The organism is Mongoliimonas terrestris, from assembly GCF_001927285.1.
Taxonomy (GTDB): Bacteria; Pseudomonadota; Alphaproteobacteria; order Rhizobiales; family Pleomorphomonadaceae; genus Chthonobacter; species Chthonobacter terrestris.
In genome coordinates this window covers 335,439-350,373 of sequence record NZ_MSIG01000006.1, presented here as the reverse complement: position 1 = coordinate 350,373, position 14,935 = coordinate 335,439, and the positions used below count along the sequence as shown (strand labels likewise).

The window sequence follows — 14,935 nt, the reverse complement described above, 5'->3', positions numbered from 1 at the left end:
GGGAAGGTGCCGTCGATCAGCTTGGAGGTGATGATCGTCGTACCGAACGTTATGCGGATCTTCGCATCGGAGAGTTCGACGGCGATCGTGTCGCCGGGCGCCTTGGCGAGGCGGAGGACTTCGCCGACCGTCTTCCTGGGCACGATGATGCCGGGCATGCCGGCGGCTCCGGCGGGGAGCGGCGCGTCGAGCCGCGCCAAGCGGTGGCCGTCGGTGGCAACGGCGCGAAGCACGGGCGGGTCCACGCCGGGGGGTGCGTGGAGGAAGACGCCGTTCAGGTAGTAACGGACCTCCTCGGTTGAGACTGCCATCTGGGTCCGGCCGAACATTCGCTCCAGGTCGGCTTTCGGCAGTTCGAACCGGGTCGGCAGATCCTCCGCGGTCATCGGCGGGAAATCGTCGAACGGCAGGGTCTGCAGCTGAAAGCGCGAGCGGCCGGCGCTGACGACCAGGCGCCCGTCGGCCTTGCCGTCGTCGATCGTGACGAGGCCGTCCGGCAGCTTGCCAGCCACGTCAGCGAACATGTGGGCGGGGACCGTGATGCGACCTGACCGGACGATGGTCGCCTGCACCGTGGTGCGCGCCTCGATGTCGAGGTCCGTCGCCACGATGGTGAGCGTGCCGTCCTCAGCGATGAGCGCGAGGTTGGAGAGGATCGGGATGGTATTCCGGCGCTCCACGATCCGCTGCACCAGGCCGGTGGCCTGGGCGAGGGCGGCGCGGGGGATGGTGATGTGCATGGGAGGTCAGCCCTCCGTTGTCGCGACGGGGAAATGGTCGAGCTCGAGCCGCGCCTGCTGGCAGAGCGTCTCGATCGCCGCGCGCTGAGTGGCGATGTGCAGCTCGATCACCGGTATTGCGATGGACCAAGGCACGTTGAAGAGCCGCTGGCTGTTATTGCCTGACGGAACGCCAAGCTGCAGCCCGCCATGCGGCCGTCCGAACACGTCTCTAATGTCCGGCGTCTCAAATCTGCTCTTGGCCTCCTTGAGACCCTTGAGCAATTCCTCAGCGGTCTCGATCTCGCGATAGGCGCAAGCGATATCGAGAGCGGTCTGGTGGGAGATGGTCATCGGATGATCCTCGTCTGGCGTCGGCGCTGCCGGCGGCGCAAGGTCGCCGGCAGAACGGACGGCAGGGCGCGGTCAGGCGCCGGGCATTTCCGGGGCGCCCTCGACCACGGTCGCGGCCGAGAGCTTCTCGCGGACCTTGTCGAGGTCGGTGCGGACGCGCTCGGTGATGTGCAGGTCGGGCCGGTAGATCTGGTAGAACCAGACCAGCGAGCCGGCCTTCACGCGATAGCGGAGGCGCACGGGGATCCGGACAAGCTCGCCCATGAAGAACGGGGCGACCTGGAGGATGAAGAGGCCGGGCACCTTGATCAGGTTGCCGGCGCTGTCCTTGTGGGTTTCCTCGAAGACGATCTGGCCTTCGCCGGACTGCAGCAGCACGTGGTTGGCGACCTTGGATTCCACGTTGACCGAGAGGCCACGGGACAGCTGGATCAGCTCGGCGGGCGTCGCGAGCTTGGTGGAGAAGAGGCGCTCATAGTCGGCGCGCTCCTGGTCGAGGGGGCTCGCGAGGTCGGCGATCCGGTCCTCCAGGAAGGCGGCGAACTCGGCCTGCTCCATCGGCTTGCCGTCTTGGCCGGTCCAGGCCTTCCACTCCTCCGAAAGCGGGAAGGCGTAGACGATGCGGTGCTTGCCGTGGTCGGGCCAGCCGCCGGCGATGTAGTCCTGGTGGTAGTCGACCACCGTGGTGACCACGGGCTTGCGCCAGTCGGTGTCCGCGAAGACGACGCTATGCTCCGTGGCGTGGTACTCCGAGAGCTCGATGAAGCTGTCGAGAGTGTAGGCCTTGGCTGTACCGACCTTGCGCTCGGGGTAGCGGCGCCACTCGTCGACCAGCGGGCGGAGCGATCGGATGGCCGGCTGGTCGCCGTGAATGATCTGCACCGGCACGCATTCGGGCACGCCGGGAATGCCTTCCGGCATGTCCAGGAAATCGATCTCCGCGCCGGCCGCGCGGCGGCCGAGGTCGGCGATGCGGTCGATCGTGTCGCCTTCCAGGTGAACGGCGCTGGACACGGCCTGGAGCGGCTCGGCGCTGTAGAGGGTGGTGCCGGCCGGCTCGGCAGGCGGGGCTTGGGTCTCGTCGGTCATGATGGTCTCGCTGGGTCAGGGAGTGAGCGGGTGAGTGGCGGGTCGGCCGTCAGGCCGAGGGCGGGGCAGCGGCGCGCGGACCGGCGAACATGTCGGTCTGCTGCGGGTGCTCGGTGGAGAGGGCCCCGTCGTCGGTGACCCAGTAGAAGGAGGAGCCGCGCTGCGGCTTCGGGCGCTTGCTGTCGATGTCGGCGACGATCGTGACCGCGCCGGCCTCGACCTCGAGGGAGAGCTTCAGGGTCACGCTGCCCTTGGCCTTGGACTTCGGCCTGTCGCCGGCGAGCTCCTTCAGCTTGGCCAGGGTCTCGGTGAGCTCGCTGGCGAACGCCTGGGCGACCTCGCCGCCCTCCAGCATGCCGATGATGGTCTGCGCGTCGCGGATGCGTCGCATGGGTCGTGGTCTCCAGGTTCGTGTGAGCGCGGCTGAGGTCAGGCGCCGGCGAAGAGGCCGGGCGCATCGTCGTCGCACCGGCGGGCGCGGCGGGTGGGCTTGGCGGCGGCGCGGGCCTTCACCTCGGCGCGCAGCAGCTCGTGCGTGATCGTGTGGAGGTCGCGGGCGAGAACCATGGCCTTGGCGGTGCGCGGCTTGGCGGCGGCCAGCGCCTCGGCCTTGGCGTCGCGCAACTCGGCCAGGGCGGCGGGGGAGGGTGTCTTCGCCATGCTCACGCCCTCGCCGTGGTGCGGATGCCGGCCGGGCAGAGCTTGGCGAACAGCTCCATCCATCGGTCGGCGGCATCCGGCCAGGACCAGATGCGGAGCTTGCCGTGCTGGCGGATGGGACGGAGCTTGCGCTCCGGGTCGGCTGTCCAGGGGCGCTCGCACGGCCCGAACAGCTGCAGGCGCTCCATCTCCAGCATCCGGTCGTCTGTGTGCCGGACGGAGCGGGCGATCTCGTCGTGCCAGTGCGGCAGCGGCACACCGGCGGCGGCGAAGATGGCCGCGTCGAAGCGACTGCGGATGAGGGCGATGCCCTCCTCCACTGCCTTGTTGCAGTGGGCGCGCTGCACGCCCTTGTCGATGGCGCCGAGGGAGTAGGCGCCGCCGGCGAGGCCCGCGAAGTAGGCGAGGGCGTTCTGAAGCGGACGGGTGAGATCGCCGAGGTAGGCCTCGTGCGCATCGTGCAGCAGGAAGGCGGCGGCGATGTCCGCGCGGCCGGTCTCCTCCAGGATGACGCCAGCGCCGACGACGCAGTGCTGGGCGACCGAGTAGGGCCCGGCCTGCACCTGGCCGCCGAAGCGGGGAAGGCGGGCGAGGGCCGGGGCCACGTCGACCGGAAAGTCGATCATCTCGGCGGCCGGCTCGACCATGTCGACGGCACGACCGGAGGCGGTCTGGATCCAGTGCACGCTCACAGGCTGCTCCCCAGGGCGGCGATGAAGTGGGCCATGAGGCCGGCGGCGATGATGGCGGCGGCGACTGCGTCCAGGCGCGGCGTCAGCCACAGGGGCGCGATGCGTGGGCGGAGCCGCGCCGTGACGTCGATCTCACGCATTGTTGCGGCGCCCCTCGTAGGCGTTGCGGATGAAGGCGGCCTCGGGCGGGTCCAGGAACATCACGTAGTCCCGGGCTTCCGCTTCGGCGACTGCGCGGCGCTCGCGGTCGGCGAGGCGCTCGTTGCGGCGGCGCTCGTCGCGCCTGGCGGCCGCTTCAATCTCGGCCGTCTCGTCGCCGTGCATCTGTTCGGTGACGACCTTGCCGCCGCGGACAAGGCTCCAGATCCACCCGCCGATCAGGGCGAAGGCAAGAAGGCCGATGTAGACGGATAGGGTGGGGCCGGCGGTCTCAGCCATGGTGGGGGCCCTCCTCGGTGGCGAGGCGGACCGCGGCGGCGCCGTGGGATTTCACCTGGGTACTGAGCCAGCCGAGGCGCACCATGTCCTCGGCCGTGACCGCCTCGGCGCCGACGTGGCGGATCAACCGTCGGACGTCCTCCGCCATGCGGCGGCGGATCGCGGGCGGGTCTGACATGGCGGGGCGGGAGAGCGGCCAGATGTAGCCGTCGTGGGTGGCCGTGCGCCCCTCAGGCGGCGCGATGGGCGGCAGTGGCGTGGCAGCGCAAGCGGAGCAGGAACAGGTCTGGTGCATGGTGGCCTCGTCTGGATGAACGAGGCGATGAAAGCACAACTTTAAAATAGCAACAAGAGAAAAGAAAGACACGCTTTAAAGCGACGGTGTGCGATTCGTGCTGGACTCTGGAGATGAGTCCGGGAATCAGTAGGAACGGATTGAGAACGGAATATCGCCGATGAGAACCGCCAGCCCCCTGATCAAGGATCTCAGATCGTTGAAAATCGAATGCTGCGATTGCGGGCGAGTAAGGTGGGTCCGAGCTTCCCAGCTGAAGGTGAGCCCTGAAGCGACGATAGCTGATGTTGGCAACCGCCTATATTGCTTAGAGTGCCGGCGCCTTGGTGCGCCTGCAAAAAATCTATCGATACAGGCAGACGCGAACTAAAACCCCAGCAGTTCACTGAGCGGTATCACGCGGTGTATCGCTTTTATTTCATAAAGGTCAAAGCTCAATTCCATCGGAGGATTAAATTGTTCACAGATGAGGCGACCGCCGGCCCTCCGTTTCATCTTTTTCAAGAAGCACTTTCCAACTGGAGATGATTCCTGCGGGTGCATCTCTATAACGACGTAGTCACCTGGTACAGGTGCGCGACCGCCGCAATATACGAGCTCGCCGGGGTCATACCTCGGCACCATACTGTCGCCCAGAACGTGAAGCGCGAATAGCTTCCGCATTTGCTCAGCACCAGGAGGGCGCCTTACATAGTCCACGACGTCCCCGTTCATGTAAAAGTCGGCGTCTTCTCCTCCCACCGTCACGCCTAGAACTGGAACGCTCCTAGGGCCCAGGGTAACGGACGAAGGCTCCGTCACGCGTTCGGCCTCGTTGGGCAATCCGGACTTTATCGGCCCCAGCTCTACAATCTCGCCACGGTTAGCGGCAACCGGATCGATTCCAAGAACCTGGGCGACTGACCTAAGGTTCTCCATCGAAATATCGTTTTGGCCGCGCTCCCACTGCCCAACCGCCTGCGGGCTGACGCCTACCGCCTCCGCTACTTGGCGGAGCACCATCCCTTTGCGTTTACGGGCGTTCCGGAGAACCTGGCCGAGCTGCTCTTTCATGAGCATTTGATGCAGTGCTGTCGTGCTCATCGTCTATGAAAGTCTCGCTTGTCTTCAGATTAAAGGTGTGCTTTAAAATTGAGGCATGAGCGCCAGACACGCCACCGATCCAGCCTTAACCCGAGCGCTTGACCTTTCAGGCGGCGCCAGTGCACTTGCCCGAGCGCTTGGAATCACGCCCCAGGCAGTTGGACAGTGGCGGCGCACACCCACAGAGCGCGTGCTCCAGCTGGAGCGGATATCGGGTGTGCCCCGGACTGAGTTGCGCCCCGATCTCTATCCGCCTGCGGCGGACCCGGCCTCCGACGTCGACCGGTCTTGCGTCCGTCCGTCGGAGGCTGCCCCTTCCGAGCCCTGCGAGGCAGCCGAATGACTGCCAAGACTGTACCCCTCACGGTGACCATCCTGCCTGACGGCCGCCTGGTGCTCTCCACCGAGGTCGGTGCCGATCAGAAGGACGTGGCGGAGATGCTGGCGCAGGCGAGCGGCATCCTCCATGCCGCTGTTCGTGCCGCCGCTCGCCAGGAGGTCTGCGCGATCCTTCGGGAACAGGCCGAGGCGACGCTGCGGGGCGTGGCCGAGCTTACTGGAGCAGGCGGGGCGTCACATGACTGAACACCTTGCTCTCCGGCTTTCGCTCGATGTGGCGCCCTTCGTGGCTGCGGTGGAGGAGCTATCGCTTCTTGCCGAAGCTCCGAATTTTTCGGTGGAGGCTGCCGAGTATCTTGTCTGCGCCGGCGATCCTGGTCTGCAGCTCGTCGTCTGCGAGACCGAATACGAAGTCGCAGCGGGGGCAGGTCATCTCGTTGTTCGCCTGCAGCCATCCCAGTGTCTTCTCGGTCTTGTGGCGGCAGCCCGGGCAACTGATCGCGACCGTCGCGGCATCCAAGATTCCCTTCATGGTGGTTCTCCTGTCGGTGATTGTCCGGTGCCGCAAGCCGAGGATAGCACCTGCATCGGTGGAACGGCCATGACCGCCGTTGGTGGCGTTGACCCCCTGACCCATCACCGGGAGCCTTCCGATCCACGGTCCTCCCACCCGCGTCCAGACCGCGGGCACTCCTCCGACGGCCAGCCCTCCCGGCCGTCGGAGGCTTTCTCTTCCGCTGACGTCGAGGCCGCCGAATGAAAGGCCTCCGCCAGCACCTTCCTGCCGAGCGCGCGGGCCTTGTCGACACTGACGTGCGCCTGCCGATCCTGATTTCCGCTCCTCATCGTGGACCTCCGCCGTAAGCGTTGCGATGAGCTGACCATGACCACTTCGAACCGTTCCCGGAACGGGAAAACGCGCGTCGTTTTCCCGTTGACAGAAGGCTTTTGCCGATGGCGCAGCACCCGATTTCGGACGCCTGGTTCCACCGTGTGAAAAGCGCCACCCGCGACCTGGTGAAGGCCTGCGGCGGCGTGGTGCGCGCCGGCGAGCTTGCCCATGCCTCCAAGAGCGAGGTCTCGCGCTGGCAGAGCCCGGCGGACAGCGACCTGATCTCCATTCCGGCGGCGCTCGCCCTCGAGGGCGAATGCGGGCTTCCGCTGGTGACCACGGCCATGGCGGACCTGCACGGCCGTCGCCTCTCCGACCCGGACGCCGAGGGCGCCGTTGTGGCGAACGTGTTCACCCGCCACGCCGAGGCGATGCGCGCGGCTGCCGAGCTGATGGCCGCAGGCGCCAAGGCGGCGGAGGACGGCCGGCTGACGGGCGCCGAGGCGGAGATCATGGACCGGGCGGCGAGCGCGGCCGAGCTCAGCATCGCGCAGCTCCGGCGGGATCTCGCCGGGGCGAAGACGCTGAAGGTGGTCGGAGGCGAACGGACATGAGCGAATCCGACTTCCGCCCTCTTGGCGTGGAGGGGTTTACGCCCTTGCCGCCGCCGGCCGACTTGGGTGCCGTGCCGATGCTGCAGTGGCTGCCCATCGCCGAGCTGGTGGTGGACGAGAGCTACCAGCGTGAAATGAAGGGCGCCGGTCGACGCAACGTGATCGCGATCGCGCGGGCGTTCCAGTGGATCAAATTCTCGCCGGTGGTTGTCTCGCCGGTCGCCGGCGGCAAGTTCGCTGTGATCGACGGGCAGCACAGGACGACCGCCGCCCTTCTGCTCGGCATCACGACGGTGCCCTGCCAGGTGGTGGTGGCCGACAGGGCCCGCCAGGCGGAGGCCTTCGCGGCCATCAACGGGCAATCGACCCGGGTGGGCAAGCTTCACGTGTTCGGTGCTCAGCTGGCAGCCGGGGATCCGGAGGCGCGCGCGGTTGCCGAGGCCTGCGCCGTTGCCGGGGTGACGATCCTGCGCTCGCCGAAAGGCGCGGGCTTTCTCGGCAAGGGCGAGACGGTGGCGGTCGCCGCCCTTGAGGCCATCCATCGGCTCTATGGCCGCGACACGCTCGTGACCGCGCTCCAGTGTGTGACAGAGACCAGCAACAACGTCCCAGGGATCCTCACCGCATGTGTAATCAAGTCGATCGGAATGGTGCTTGGCGACCACCCGGACTGGCGGGATGCCGGCGGGGCGCTGCTCGATGCCTTCGACACCATTGACCTGGAGACGGGGCAAATCGAGGCGCGGTCCAAGGCTGCGCGGATGCGTGGTGTGGTCGCGTCCGATCTCCTGCAGGCCGCGATCGTCGAGCACCTGGAACAGCAGTTGGGCGCGAAGGAGCGCGCCACCTGATGTGCCGGACGCTGATGCGCGTGCGCGGCCGCGGGGCCGTGTGGGTGTTCGTGCAGAGGCGCAACCGGCGCCGGCTCGCCCAGGCGGCGCGGCGGATGCGGGCGCGGGGTTGGGCGTGGGACCGGATCGCGTCCGGGCTGCGCGTGCCGAGGGCGAAAGTGGAGCGGCTGGTCGCGGCGGACCGGCTGTGGGGCGAGATGCCGGCGGGGAGGGGGCTTTGAGCGGAATGACCCGGCGTGACGCCCTGACGGCCTTTGTCGACGAGGCACGCGCGGTCTCCTGCGAGAGCGAGGCCATTCGGCGCGGGTGGAAGCTGCGGCGCACCGGGGCTGAGCTGATCGGGCCGTGCCCAGCGTGCGGAGGCGTCGATCGCTTCGGGATCAACCGCGTGAAGAACGTGTTTTCGTGCCGCAAGAGCGGCGCGGGCGGCGATGCGATCGCGCTCGTCCAGTATGTGGACGGCGTGGACTTCCTTTCCGCGTGCTCAGTGCTGACGGGGCGGCCGATTCCGGACCGGGAGGCCGCGGGACCCGACCCGGCCATGCTGGAGGCGCGGGCGAAGGAGCGCGCGGCGGCGGAGGCCAAGCGCGAGCTCGACGCGGCGGCGTTCCGCGAGCAGGCGCGGGCAAAGGCATTCGAGACCTGGAAGCGCGGTCAGCCGGCGTCCGAAACGTTGGCGGAGGCCTATCTCGCAGGGCGGAGTCTGCCGCTGTTGCCCGTGCGCTTCATCGCCGACCATGCCTACTGGCACGGGGGCGAGCGGCCCCGGCTTCTCCATTCGGGCCCTGCCATGCTGGCGGCGGTGCAGCGGCCGGACGGCCGGTTTGGCGCCGTGCACGTGACGTGGATCGACCCGGCGCGGCCCGGGCGGAAGGCGACTATTGTCGCCCCTGAGACGGGCGAGCTGCTACCCGCCAAGAAGGTGCACGGAGCGAAGAAGGGCGGGGCAATCCGGCTTGCCGATCCGCCGGGGGCGGCACGTCTGGTCGTCGGCGAAGGGATCGAGACCACTGCGAGCGTGATGGTGGCCGAGGCGCGGCCAGACACCGCCTACTGGGTAGGGGTGGATCTTGGGAATCTCGGGGGGCGGGCGGCGGAGACGCTCGTGCACCCGAGCCTGACACGGGCCGACAAGGCCGGCCGCGTGCGGCGCGCGCGGTACCCGGGCCCCGTGCCGGACATGACGGACGATGAGGCCTTCGTGCCGCCGGGGCGGTTCCGCCAGGTGGTGTTTCTTGGCGACGGCGATAGCGACCGGGTGACGACCGAGGCGGCGCTGATGCGCGGGGCCCGGCGGGCCATGCGACTCAACCACGCTCTGGAGGCGTGCATCGCCTGGGCGCCGGCGGGGGCAGATTTCAACGATGTGCTGACGGCTACCGCCGCGACGGCCGAGACCGTGACGGGGGATGCATGACCGACGACCCGCGCCAGACTATCCGAGACGCGGTGGCCGCGGCCGTGCCCGTGGCGGACGACGACGCCTTTCCGGATGGCGCTCCCGCACCCTCGGACCTTCCTTCGCCGGAACCCTCCCATTCGGGAGGCGGGCGCGGCGGCGGCCGGCGTGGGGGTGCGGGGGAGGACGGCGATGATGGCCCGGACGACTTGGCGCTCGCGCTGCTGCCGTTGACCGACCTCGGCAACGCCGAGAGGTTCGCAGCCCGCAACAAGAGCCGGCTGGTCTATGTGGCAGCTCTTGGCTGGCTCGCCTGGGACGGGCGGCGTTGGGCGCGGAACGGCGCCGACGAGGTCGTGACCCGCGCCGTGCACGAGACCGTGCGGGCGATCCAGAAGGAAGCCGATGTGCTGAAGAACAGCGCGCGGGATGTGGAGGTCGAGCCGGCCACGCGGAGCAAGGATGCCGTCTGGCTATCGGACCGGGTGAAAAAGTGGGGCCGATCCAGTGAAGCGGCCTCCAAGCTGAAACCGGTGGCGATTCAGGCGGCGCCGTATCTCGCCGTCGACCCTTCCGCGCTCGACGCCGATCCGCTCGCCATTACCGTGCTCAACGGGACCCTGAAGATGCGCCGGCCAGCGCCAGGCGGGGGTGATGACGGCGATCTGGTGCGGCTTTGCCCGCATGACCCACGCGACCTGATCACGAAGCTGGCGCCGGTGATATACGACCCGACCGCCACGTGCCCGGCCTATGACGGGTTCTTCGCCGAGATCCAGGCGCCGCCAGAGATGAGGCGCTTTCTGCACCAGTGGGGCGGCTACAGCCTCACGGGTGATGTCGGCGAGCAGAAGCTTTGCTTCTTCTACGGCAAGGGCAAGAACGGCAAATCCACCCTGGTCGATGCGTGGGGACTGGTGGCCGGCGACTATGGGGAGACGGTCCCGATCGAGACCTTTCTTGACCAAGGGCGCGGGCGGAACGCGGGCGCCGCAACACCGGACCTCGCCATTCTTCCCGGCATTCGGTTCCTGCGCACATCCGAGCCGGAGAAGGGGGCGAAGCTCGCCGAGGCCCTGATCAAGCTGGTGACGGGCGGCGAGCCCATCCAGGCTCGCCATCTCAACCGCGACTACTTCAAGTTCCGGCCGGCCTTCAAGCTGACCATGAGCGGCAACTACCGGCCGGCGATCGACGGCACAGACGAGGGTATCTGGCGACGCTTGGTGCTGGTGCCCTTCAGCGTGACCGTGGCGGCCCCAGACAGGGCCCTGCCGGGCAAGCTGGCAGGGGAGGCCTCCGGCATTCTTAACCGGCTTCTCGACGGCCTTCGGGACTGGCTGGAGAACGGTATGCAGTGGCCGGAGATCGTGCTCGACGCCACGGAGGCCTACCGGGACGACAGCGACCCGCTGGGGAGGTTCCTGGCGGACGCCGTTGAGGCGGACCCGGGCGGGCGCGAGCAGGCGAGCGTGTTCCATCGGGTGTTCTGCGCCTGGGCCCGCGGTGCTGGCGAGAAGGAATGGACGCCTAAGGGCCTCGCGGGGGCGATGAAGGAGCGGGGCTACCGATCCAAGCAATCGAACGTGATGTGGTGGCTGGGCGTGCGGCTGCGGAAGACAGTGACGGATTACGAAGACCTGCCCGGCGGCGCGCCCATGGAGGCCGACCACGCGCCGGATAGAGGCTGAAGGAGGGTCGAACCTCCCAAATGGGAGGCAACGAAGCCAATCCTCCCACGTGCAAGCCATTAGTTTTCAATTGAATGGGAGGGTTTGGGAGGATTGGGAGGTTTCTCGCGCGTTACACGTAATGAAGGAAAACGATTCCTTACATACAGACGGAATAAACCTCCCAATCCTCCCACATCCTCCCAAAGCCTTTCAGAACAGAGACTTACACGTGGGAGGTTTGTGATTGTCCCTCCCATGTCGAGATCAATCCTCCCAAATGGCCGGAAAGGGCTTCACGATGCGGTCGATGACGGTGGAGAAGGCGGTGGCCTGGGCCTATTGCGAGGGGCTGACGGCAGGGCCGGTGCATGGCGGCGGAATCCTGCAGAGCTTTGGGCCTGGGCGGATCGTCGGCGGCCATGAGGCTGCGAGCATGGTGGCGAGGCTTTGGGCACTTCCGGACAACGTGTTCGGCGTTTTGCCCGACCCAACCAAGCTCTACGACGAGCCGAACCCTGATGCGGTGAAGATCCACGAAGCGGTGCAGGGGCTCGACAAACTGGATGTCACGATGCCGGAGGCCTGGTGCGGCTTCGAGGATGTCGAGCTCTACGACTGCCGCCCGGCCGTGGAGGCGGCCGTGCGCGCCGGTGTAGTGGCGATGGGTGGGAAGCCGCGCCGCCGGATGTCACAGGTGATCTGCACCGCGGCCATCCTTGGGCTGCCCGACCTGCGCCTGGACGCGCCGGAGCGCCGGGTGCAGACCAGGGCCAACGGGCAACCCCGCTGGTTCCGGCGCGTGGCCGCGGTGGACGCGTGCGGGCTGCCGTATGACGTCGAGCTCGACGGGTACGACGCCCGAGCCAAGCGCCCCTTCGAGGGCGCCTATCAGAAGCCCTATCTCGACCCGGATCCCGTGGGCGTGCTGGTAGACCGGTGCTGGGCGGAGCTGTGGCGTGCTGCGCTTGACGAGCTACACGAGGTGCTCGCCGGCACCCTCGACGAGATCGACCTCCTGCCGTCTGCGTTGCCAATCCGGCCTTGGGAAGCCACACCGGCCCGCGTGCTGCCAGACCTGGTCACGCCTCGGCGCCGACAGCCGATGCGAATCGTTCGGCCCGTCGCCGGACCGCTGTGGAAGGGCTCGAAGAGAAATCCAGAGAACGCTTGACTTGCGGCGTAAGCTTGGTGCATCACTTGTCACACACAAAAAGGTCTAGACGAAACCCCGGAGCGGTCGCGCTGCCGGGGTTTTGCGTTTCTGGCTGCGATCACCGACCCGCGGCCGTTGCTGCGCCTTCTCGCGTCAGCCGTGATTGGAGCCACAGCGTGAAGCTGAAGTCGCTTTCGCCGATGGTCCCTCGTGTCTCCACTGCCGTAGTGACCGTGCCGCCGAAACAAGCGGACAGTTTCTACGGGTCCGCCGAGTGGCAAGCGCTGCGCATCGCCTGCCTGAAGCGTGATCGCTTCGTCTGCCAGATAGCCATGCCTGGATGTACGCACAAGGCCACCATCGCAGACCACATCGTGTCGCGTCGCAATGGTGGGGCTGACACCCTGGCGAACCTCCGTGCCGTGTGCAGGCAGTGCGACAACCGGGTGAAGGAAGACCACCTCGGGCAGAGGCGCGGCAAGGCCACCCGCTGAGGCGGAAGGGGGGGGGGTCAAAAGCCCCCCAGGCGCTGGTGCCTGGACCGGCGATCATCTCATTCGGAGATTTTTTTGATGGCGGTGGAATATGACCTGCTCGGCGACCCGATTCCGGAAGGATCGGCGAAGCGCGGGCGGCCTCCGCATGTCCAAACGGACGAAAAACGCAGACAAGTCATGGTGTTAGCAGCCTTCGGCTGGTCCATGGAAAGCATCGCGGCCGCGCTTGGCGTCACGCCGCCGACTTTGCGGAAGCATTATTTTCGGGAGCTCAAGGAGAAGGCCGAGGCCCGTGCCCGGGTGGAGGGCGCCGCGCTCGCCGCGCTGGTGGAGCAGGCTCGGACCGGCAACGTTCAGGCGATCGACAAGCTGCTCGCCCGGTTCGCCCGGCTGGATGAAAAGGCGCTCTCGGAACGGATCGTCAACCGCGGTGTGGCCTCGCCAGTGCGCAAGGGCAAGAAGGAGATGCAGGTCGAAGCAGCTCAGCAGGTCGCCGGCAAGTTCGCGCCGCCTTCACCGCCCCGGCTGATGAACTGATGCGCTGGTCTACCGCCTGTCCGGACTGGCAGGCGCGGATCGTCGAGGGACGCTCGCTCGTGCCGTTCGATCCACTCTTCCCAGAGGAGGCGGATGCGGCGCTTGCCGTGTTCAAGAGCCTGCGGGTGGTGGACGTCCCAGGGATGCCGACCTTCGGCGAGTGCTGCGAGCCTTGGGTGTTCGACTTCGTCGCCGCCATCTTCGGCGCCTACGATGCCGGAACGGCCAAGCGCCGGATCTCGGACTTCTTGCTGCTCATTTCGAAGAAGAACGCGAAGTCCACAATTGCCGCCGGCATCATGGTCACGGCGCTCATCCGGAACTGGCGGCATTCGAACGAACTGCTCCTGTTGGCGCCGACCATGGAGGTTGCCAACAACTCGTTCAACCCTGCCGCGGGCATGGTGAAAGCCGACGAGGAGCTGCGGGACCTTCTTCACGTCCAGACTCACCTGCGCACCATCACCCACCGGGTGACCGGGGCGACGCTGAAGATCGTGGCGGCCGACAGCGATACGGTCTCCGGCAAGAAGGCGGGTTTCGTGCTCGTTGATGAGCTGTGGCTCTTCGGCAAGAAGCCGAATGCCGCCGCCATGCTGCAAGAGGCGACGGGCGGCCTGGTCAGCCGGCCAGAAGGCTTTGTGGTCTACCTGACAACTCACTCCGACGAGCCGCCTTCCGGGGTGTGGAAGACGAAGCTGGATTACTTCCGCGACGTGCGCGACGGCGTGATCCTGGACCCGAACTCACTCGGGGTGCTCTACGAGTGGCCGGAGGCGATGCTGGAGTCCGAGGCCTATTTGGATCCCTCGAACTTCTACGTGACCAACCCCAACATCGGCCGGTCGGTCAGCCAGGATTGGTTGGAGCGCAAGCTCCGAGAGGCGATCAACGGCAACAGCGAAGGCGAGGACCGGCAGACCTTCCTAGCCAAGCACCTCAACGTGCCCATCGGACAGCGGTTGCGCCGCGACCGGTGGCCCGGCGTTGACTACTGGGATGTGCAAGCGGAGGCAGGCCTCGGCCTTGACGAGCTTCTGGACAGCTCGGAAGTGGTGACGCTCGGCATCGACGGGGGCGGCTTGGACGACCTCCTGTCGCTGGCGGTGGTTGGTCGGCAGGCGCAAGACAGCAGGCGCTGGCGTTTCTGGGGCCGCAGCTGGGCTCACCCGTCGGTGCTGGAGCGGCGCAAGTCGGAGGCGGCGCGTCTCAGGGACTTCGAGGCGGCCGGCGACCTGGTCGTCGTAGACCGTCTCGGTGATGACCTGGACGACCTAGTCGCGTTGGTGCAGCGGATCAACGCGACTGGAAAGCTGCACTCCATCGGCCTCGACCCGGCGAGTGTCGGCGGCATCGTCGATGCCCTGGCCGAGATCGGCGTTGGAAGCACTTCGGAGGCGGACGCCACCGGCAAAGCGCGGGTGGTGGGCGTCAGCCAGGGTTGGCAGCTGCAGGGGTCGGTAAAGACCGTAGAGCGGAAACTCGCCGACGGTTCGTTGACCCACTGTGGGCAGGCGCTCCTATCGTGGGCTGCCTCGAATGCCCGGACTGAGACGCGTGGCAACGCGACGATGGTGACAAAGGCGGCGGCTGGGTCGGCCAAGATCGACCCGGTGATGGCTGTCTTCGATGCGGTCGCCCTCATGTCCAAGAACCCGGAGGCCATCGGCGCCTCCGTTTACGAAACCCGCGGCATCCTGATGGTGTAAG

General features: G+C 67.2%; 22 protein-coding genes. 11 read left to right on the top strand and 11 right to left on the bottom strand.

The window, feature by feature from the left end; translation table 11 throughout:
* From dnaN to BUQ68_RS11630, 10 genes are all read right to left on the bottom strand, one after another.
* A partial coding sequence (gene dnaN, locus BUQ68_RS11670) for a DNA polymerase III subunit beta (RefSeq protein WP_075216107.1) occupies positions 1–740 on the bottom strand: 740 nt, incomplete at its 3' end.
* A 6-nt stretch (positions 741–746) separates the two neighbouring features.
* Positions 747–1,073 (bottom strand): hypothetical protein, encoded by a 327-nt coding sequence (locus tag BUQ68_RS11665; protein WP_075216106.1) that lies wholly within the window; start codon positions 1,071–1,073, stop codon positions 747–749.
* A gap of 72 nt (positions 1,074–1,145) precedes the next feature.
* The gene (locus BUQ68_RS11660) at positions 1,146–2,162 is read right to left on the bottom strand and encodes a DUF2303 family protein (protein ID WP_083656511.1); all 1,017 of its coding nucleotides are present in this window, start codon (positions 2,160–2,162) and stop codon (positions 1,146–1,148) included.
* 49 nt (positions 2,163–2,211) lie between these two features.
* Positions 2,212–2,553 carry a hypothetical protein gene (locus BUQ68_RS11655; protein WP_075216105.1) on the bottom strand — a complete coding sequence of 114 codons (342 nt, stop codon included), beginning with the start codon at positions 2,551–2,553 and terminating at the stop codon, positions 2,212–2,214.
* A 38-nt stretch (positions 2,554–2,591) separates the two neighbouring features.
* Positions 2,592–2,822 carry a hypothetical protein gene (locus BUQ68_RS11650; protein WP_075216104.1) on the bottom strand — a complete coding sequence of 77 codons (231 nt, stop codon included), beginning with the start codon at positions 2,820–2,822 and terminating at the stop codon, positions 2,592–2,594.
* Positions 2,823–2,824: 2 nt separating this feature from the next.
* On the bottom strand, positions 2,825–3,514 hold the full coding sequence (locus BUQ68_RS11645; RefSeq protein ID WP_075216103.1) for a hypothetical protein: 690 nt from the start codon (positions 3,512–3,514) through the stop codon (positions 2,825–2,827).
* Positions 3,511–3,654 (bottom strand): hypothetical protein, encoded by a 144-nt coding sequence (locus BUQ68_RS23750; protein ID WP_175577798.1) that lies wholly within the window; start codon positions 3,652–3,654, stop codon positions 3,511–3,513. The genes BUQ68_RS11645 and BUQ68_RS23750 overlap by 4 nt, the downstream gene beginning before the upstream one ends.
* Positions 3,647–3,952, bottom strand: coding sequence for a hypothetical protein (locus BUQ68_RS11640; protein WP_075216102.1), 306 nt, complete (start codon positions 3,950–3,952; stop codon positions 3,647–3,649). Before BUQ68_RS11640 ends, BUQ68_RS23750 begins: the two co-directional genes overlap by 8 nt.
* Positions 3,945–4,247 (bottom strand): hypothetical protein, encoded by a 303-nt coding sequence (locus BUQ68_RS11635; RefSeq protein ID WP_075216101.1) that lies wholly within the window; start codon positions 4,245–4,247, stop codon positions 3,945–3,947. The genes BUQ68_RS11640 and BUQ68_RS11635 overlap by 8 nt, the downstream gene beginning before the upstream one ends.
* A gap of 366 nt (positions 4,248–4,613) precedes the next feature.
* Positions 4,614–5,330 carry an XRE family transcriptional regulator gene (locus tag BUQ68_RS11630; protein ID WP_075216100.1) on the bottom strand — a complete coding sequence of 239 codons (717 nt, stop codon included), beginning with the start codon at positions 5,328–5,330 and terminating at the stop codon, positions 4,614–4,616.
* Positions 5,331–5,385: 55 nt separating this feature from the next.
* On the opposite strand from BUQ68_RS11630, the gene BUQ68_RS11625 reads away from it, so the two are divergent.
* Complete coding sequence (locus tag BUQ68_RS11625) at positions 5,386–5,673, top strand: transcriptional regulator (RefSeq protein WP_075216099.1); 288 nt, start codon at positions 5,386–5,388, stop codon at positions 5,671–5,673.
* A complete protein-coding gene (locus BUQ68_RS11620) occupies positions 5,670–5,915 on the top strand; it encodes a hypothetical protein (RefSeq protein WP_075216098.1) in 246 nt (81 codons plus the stop codon). Before BUQ68_RS11625 ends, BUQ68_RS11620 begins: the two co-directional genes overlap by 4 nt.
* 58 nt (positions 5,916–5,973) lie before the next feature.
* Here BUQ68_RS11620 and BUQ68_RS11615 read toward each other — a convergent pair whose 3' ends face one another.
* Positions 5,974–6,306: a hypothetical protein gene (locus tag BUQ68_RS11615; protein WP_139315226.1), complete on the bottom strand. Its 333-nt coding sequence runs from the start codon at positions 6,304–6,306 to the stop codon at positions 5,974–5,976.
* Between the two features lie 317 nt (positions 6,307–6,623).
* Here BUQ68_RS11615 and BUQ68_RS23745 point away from each other — a divergent pair, with 317 nt between their 5' ends.
* From BUQ68_RS23745 to BUQ68_RS11570, 9 genes are all read left to right on the top strand, one after another.
* Positions 6,624–7,115 carry a hypothetical protein gene (locus tag BUQ68_RS23745; protein ID WP_075216096.1) on the top strand — a complete coding sequence of 164 codons (492 nt, stop codon included), beginning with the start codon at positions 6,624–6,626 and terminating at the stop codon, positions 7,113–7,115.
* Complete coding sequence (locus BUQ68_RS11605) at positions 7,112–7,966, top strand: ParB N-terminal domain-containing protein (RefSeq protein WP_083656510.1); 855 nt, start codon at positions 7,112–7,114, stop codon at positions 7,964–7,966. Before BUQ68_RS23745 ends, BUQ68_RS11605 begins: the two co-directional genes overlap by 4 nt.
* A complete protein-coding gene (locus BUQ68_RS11600; protein ID WP_075216094.1) occupies positions 7,966–8,187 on the top strand; it encodes a hypothetical protein in 222 nt (73 codons plus the stop codon). The genes BUQ68_RS11605 and BUQ68_RS11600 overlap by 1 nt, the downstream gene beginning before the upstream one ends.
* A gap of 5 nt (positions 8,188–8,192) precedes the next feature.
* Complete coding sequence (locus BUQ68_RS23060) at positions 8,193–9,383, top strand: DUF7146 domain-containing protein (RefSeq protein ID WP_075216093.1); 1,191 nt, start codon at positions 8,193–8,195, stop codon at positions 9,381–9,383.
* A complete protein-coding gene (locus BUQ68_RS11590) occupies positions 9,380–11,056 on the top strand; it encodes a DNA primase family protein (protein WP_083656507.1) in 1,677 nt (558 codons plus the stop codon). Before BUQ68_RS23060 ends, BUQ68_RS11590 begins: the two co-directional genes overlap by 4 nt.
* Positions 11,057–11,345: 289 nt before the next feature.
* Positions 11,346–12,209, top strand: coding sequence for a hypothetical protein (locus BUQ68_RS11585; RefSeq protein WP_139315225.1), 864 nt, complete (start codon positions 11,346–11,348; stop codon positions 12,207–12,209).
* Between the two features lie 158 nt (positions 12,210–12,367).
* A complete protein-coding gene (locus BUQ68_RS11580) occupies positions 12,368–12,685 on the top strand; it encodes an HNH endonuclease (protein WP_075216090.1) in 318 nt (105 codons plus the stop codon).
* 78 nt (positions 12,686–12,763) lie between these two features.
* A complete protein-coding gene (locus BUQ68_RS11575; RefSeq protein ID WP_075216089.1) occupies positions 12,764–13,225 on the top strand; it encodes a sigma factor-like helix-turn-helix DNA-binding protein in 462 nt (153 codons plus the stop codon).
* Positions 13,225–14,934 (top strand): terminase large subunit, encoded by a 1,710-nt coding sequence (locus tag BUQ68_RS11570; protein WP_075216088.1) that lies wholly within the window; start codon positions 13,225–13,227, stop codon positions 14,932–14,934. Before BUQ68_RS11575 ends, BUQ68_RS11570 begins: the two co-directional genes overlap by 1 nt.
* Position 14,935 lies beyond the last annotated feature (1 nt).